The following is a 4,449-nucleotide window of genomic DNA, read 5'->3' on the forward strand; positions in this document are numbered from 1 at the left end:
AAGACCTTTGAGAACTGAATAAGACGAACCAAATGTGAGGGTGATATGGAGACATATTACCCGTCAAAAACGAGAAATAAATCTGTCAGCGACAGAAAGAACGAGTAAGTTCAAACAGATCTTAATGAGAGTTTGATCCTGGCTCAGGACGAACGCTGGCGGCGTGCCTAATACATGCAAGTAGAACGCTGAGGACTGGTGCTTGCACCGGTCCAAGGAGTTGCGAACGGGTGAGTAACGCGTAGGTAACCTACCTCATAGCGGGGGATAACTATTGGAAACGATAGCTAATACCGCATAAAAGTGTTTAACACATGTTAAACATTTAAAAGATGCAACTGCATCACTATGAGATGGACCTGCGTTGTATTAGCTAGTTGGTGAGGTAACGGCTCACCAAGGCGACGATACATAGCCGACCTGAGAGGGTGATCGGCCACACTGGGACTGAGACACGGCCCAGACTCCTACGGGAGGCAGCAGTAGGGAATCTTCGGCAATGGACGGAAGTCTGACCGAGCAACGCCGCGTGAGTGAAGAAGGTTTTCGGATCGTAAAGCTCTGTTGTTAGAGAAGAATGATGGTGGGAGTGGAAAATCCACCATGTGACGGTAACTAACCAGAAAGGGACGGCTAACTACGTGCCAGCAGCCGCGGTAATACGTAGGTCCCGAGCGTTGTCCGGATTTATTGGGCGTAAAGCGAGCGCAGGCGGTTCTTTAAGTCTGAAGTTAAAGGCAGTGGCTCAACCATTGTACGCTTTGGAAACTGGAGAACTTGAGTGCAGAAGGGGAGAGTGGAATTCCATGTGTAGCGGTGAAATGCGTAGATATATGGAGGAACACCGGTGGCGAAAGCGGCTCTCTGGTCTGTAACTGACGCTGAGGCTCGAAAGCGTGGGGAGCAAACAGGATTAGATACCCTGGTAGTCCACGCCGTAAACGATGAGTGCTAGGTGTTAGGCCCTTTCCGGGGCTTAGTGCCGGAGCTAACGCATTAAGCACTCCGCCTGGGGAGTACGACCGCAAGGTTGAAACTCAAAGGAATTGACGGGGGCCCGCACAAGCGGTGGAGCATGTGGTTTAATTCGAAGCAACGCGAAGAACCTTACCAGGTCTTGACATCCTCCTGACCGGTCTAGAGATAGGCTTTCCCTTCGGGGCAGGAGTGACAGGTGGTGCATGGTTGTCGTCAGCTCGTGTCGTGAGATGTTGGGTTAAGTCCCGCAACGAGCGCAACCCCTATTGTTAGTTGCCATCATTAAGTTGGGCACTCTAGCGAGACTGCCGGTAATAAACCGGAGGAAGGTGGGGATGACGTCAAATCATCATGCCCCTTATGACCTGGGCTACACACGTGCTACAATGGTTGGTACAACGAGTCGCAAGCCGGTGACGGCAAGCTAATCTCTTAAAGCCAATCTCAGTTCGGATTGTAGGCTGCAACTCGCCTACATGAAGTCGGAATCGCTAGTAATCGCGGATCAGCACGCCGCGGTGAATACGTTCCCGGGCCTTGTACACACCGCCCGTCACACCACGAGAGTTTGTAACACCCGAAGTCGGTGAGGTAACCTATTAGGAGCCAGCCGCCTAAGGTGGGATAGATGATTGGGGTGAAGTCGTAACAAGGTAGCCGTATCGGAAGGTGCGGCTGGATCACCTCCTTTCTAAGGAAATGGAACACGTTAGGGTCGTCTTATTTAGTTTTGAGAGGTCTTGTGGGGCCTTAGCTCAGCTGGGAGAGCGCCTGCTTTGCACGCAGGAGGTCAGCGGTTCGATCCCGCTAGGCTCCATTAGGATAGAGAAATCCTAATAATTGTCCATTGAAAATTGAATATCTATATCAAATTCCACGATCAAGAAATTGATTGTACGAATAGTAACAAGAAAATAAACCGAAAACGCTGTGAATAATCAAGAGTTTTTCTAGTTAAGATATACTAGTAAAAGATAAGGTTAAGTTAATAAGGGCGCACGGTGGATGCCTTGGCACTAGAAGCCGAAGAAGGACGTGACTAACGACGAAATGCTTTGGGGAGCTGTAAGTAAGCGCTGATCCAGAGATGTCCGAATGGGGGAACCCACTAGCTACTGGCTAGTATCCATAACTGTTAAGGTTATGAGAAGGAAGACGCAGTGAACTGAAACATCTAAGTAGCTGCAGGAAGAGAAAGCAAACGCGATTGCCTTAGTAGCGGCGAGCGAAACGGCAGGAGGGCAAACCGAGAAGTTTACTTCTCGGGGTTGTAGGACTGCGACGTGGGACTTTAAAAGGATAGAAGAATTACCTGGGAAGGTAAGCCAAAGAGAGTAATAGCCTCGTATTTAAAATTCTTTTGAGCCCTAGCAGTATCCTGAGTACGGCGAGACACGCGAAATCTCGTCGGAATCTGGGAGGACCATCTCCCAACCCTAAATACTCTCTAGTGACCGATAGTGAACCAGTACCGTGAGGGAAAGGTGAAAAGCACCCCGGGAGGGGAGTGAAATAGAACCTGAAACCGTGTGCCTACAACAAGTTCGAGCCCGTTAATGGGTGAGAGCGTGCCTTTTGTAGAATGAACCGGCGAGTTACGATATGATGCGAGGTTAAGTTGAAGAGACGGAGCCGCAGGGAAACCGAGTCTTAATAGGGCGACTTAGTATCATGTTGTAGACCCGAAACCATGTGACCTACCCATGAGCAGGTTGAAGGTGCGGTAAGACGCACTGGAGGACCGAACCAGGGCACGTTGAAAAGTGCTTGGATGACTTGTGGGTAGCGGAGAAATTCCAAACGAACTTGGAGATAGCTGGTTCTCTCCGAAATAGCTTTAGGGCTAGCGTCGATGTTAAGTCTCTTGGAGGTAGAGCACTGTTTGGGTGAGGGGTCCATCTCGGATTACCAATCTCAGATAAACTCCGAATGCCAACGAGATATAATCGGCAGTCAGACTGCGAGTGCTAAGATCCGTAGTCGAAAGGGAAACAGCCCAGACCACCAGCTAAGGTCCCAAAATATATGTTAAGTGGAAAAGGATGTGGGGTTGCACAGACAACTAGGATGTTAGCTTAGAAGCAGCTATTCATTCAAAGAGTGCGTAATAGCTCACTAGTCGAGTGACCCTGCGCCGAAAATGTACCGGGGCTAAAACATATTACCGAAGCTGTGGATGACACGTTAGTGTCATGGTAGGAGAGCGTTCTATGTGTGAAGAAGGTGTACCGTGAGGAGTGCTGGAACGCATAGAAGTGAGAATGCCGGTATGAGTAGCGAAAGACAGGTGAGAATCCTGTCCACCGTAAGACTAAGGTTTCCAGGGGAAGGCTCGTCCGCCCTGGGTTAGTCGGGACCTAAGGAGAGACCGAAAGGTGTATCCGATGGCCAACAGGTTGATATTCCTGTACTAGAGTATAAAGTGATGGAGGGACGCAGTAGGCTAACTAAAGCAGGCGATTGGAAGAGCCTGTCTAAGCAGTGAGGTGTAAGATGAGTCAAATGCTTATCTTTATAACATTGAGCTGTGATGGGGAGCGAAGTTAAGTAGCGAAGTTAGTGACGTCACACTGCCAAGAAAAGCTTCTAGCGTTTAATTATACTCTACCCGTACCGCAAACCGACACAGGTAGTCGAGGCGAGTAGCCTCAGGTGATCGAGAGAACTCTCGTTAAGGAACTCGGCAAAATGACCCCGTAACTTCGGGAGAAGGGGTGCTGACTTAGGTCAGCCGCAGTGAATAGGCCCAAGCAACTGTTTATCAAAAACACAGCTCTCTGCTAAATCGTAAGATGATGTATAGGGGGTGACGCCTGCCCGGTGCTGGAAGGTTAAGAGGAGGGTTTAGCGTAAGCGAAGATCTGAATTGAAGCCCCAGTAAACGGCGGCCGTAACTATAACGGTCCTAAGGTAGCGAAATTCCTTGTCGGGTAAGTTCCGACCCGCACGAAAGGCGTAATGATTTGGGCACTGTCTCAACGAGAGACTCGGTGAAATTTTAGTACCTGTGAAGATGCAGGTTACCCGCGACAGGACGGAAAGACCCCATGGAGCTTTACTGCAGTTTGATATTGAGTATCTGTACCACATGTACAGGATAGGTAGGAGCCATTGAAGTCGGGACGCCAGTTTCGACGGAGGCGTTGTTGGGATACTACCCTTGTGTTATGGCTACTCTAACCCGGATAGGTTATCCCTATCGGAGACAGTGTCTGACGGGCAGTTTGACTGGGGCGGTCGCCTCCTAAAAGGTAACGGAGGCGCCCAAAGGTTCCCTCAGATTGGTTGGAAATCAATCGCAGAGTGTAAAGGTATAAGGGAGCTTGACTGCGAGAGCTACAACTCGAGCAGGGACGAAAGTCGGGCTTAGTGATCCGGTGGTTCCGTATGGAAGGGCCATCGCTCAACGGATAAAAGCTACCCTGGGGATAACAGGCTTATCTCCCCCAAGAGTTCACATCGACGGGGAGG

The 4,449-nt window shown here is 49.8% G+C and carries 1 tRNA gene and 2 rRNA genes; all 3 read left to right on the plus strand.

Going from position 1 to position 4,449, the window contains the following annotated elements:
- The first annotated feature begins 120 nt into the window (after positions 1-120).
- Positions 121-1,669 (plus strand): 16S ribosomal RNA (locus ACYTR8_RS10105).
- Between the two features lie 53 nt (positions 1,670-1,722).
- Positions 1,723-1,795, plus strand: a tRNA-Ala gene (locus tag ACYTR8_RS10110).
- Positions 1,796-1,956: 161 nt separating this feature from the next.
- A 23S ribosomal RNA gene (locus tag ACYTR8_RS10115) occupies positions 1,957-4,449 on the plus strand; the annotation flags it as partial.

It is taken from the genome of Streptococcus sp. F2 (assembly GCF_056500955.1).